General features: G+C 75.1%; 1 protein-coding gene. It reads left to right on the forward strand.

Translation table 11 applies throughout. The features are described from left to right. Positions 1 to 117 precede the first annotated feature (117 nt). Positions 118 to 562: DUF2336 domain-containing protein (locus tag ACIKT0_RS19785; RefSeq protein ID WP_407106949.1), on the forward strand; the 445-nt coding region annotated here is incomplete at its 3' end.

Here is a 562-nt window from a genome sequence, read left to right on the forward strand (position 1 = left end):
GCCCGGGACGGCCGTCCGCAGCGCCGCCGCCGCTCCGGTCGAAACGCCGTCCTTCACGAAAGTCCACCTCGCCGCGCCGCCCGCGTCCTCTCCCGCGCCGCAACGGATCGCCCGCAGATGATCGTCGAACGCTACCTGGAATGGGCCGCGGCGGCCCCGGCACATCTGCGCGCCGAGGCGGCGGGTGCGCTCGCCCGGTCCTGGCTGCACGGCGATCTCGAGCCGCAGGTTCGCGACGAGGTCGAGGCGGTGCTCACCCGCAGCCTCGACGATCCCAACATCGCGGTGCGCTGCGCGATCGCGGAGGCGCTGGCCGCTGCGCCGGAGGCCCCGCACGCGCTGATGCTCTCGCTGGCGCAGGACGCGGCCGACGTGGCGGAGCCGGTGCTCGCGCGCTCTCCCGTCCTGACCGACCTCGAGCTCGTCGATCTGGTGGCGCTTGGCGATCTCCGCGCTCAGCTCGCGATCGCCAGGCGGCGCGTGGTTTCCGGTCCGCTCGCGGCCGCGATCGCCGAAGTCGGCTCCGCGCGCGCCTGCGAGGCGCTGTTGCGCAATCCCGGGG

Origin of the sequence: Hansschlegelia beijingensis (assembly GCF_045505405.1) — a bacterium.
GTDB lineage: Bacteria > Pseudomonadota > Alphaproteobacteria > Rhizobiales > Methylopilaceae > Methylopila > Methylopila beijingensis_A.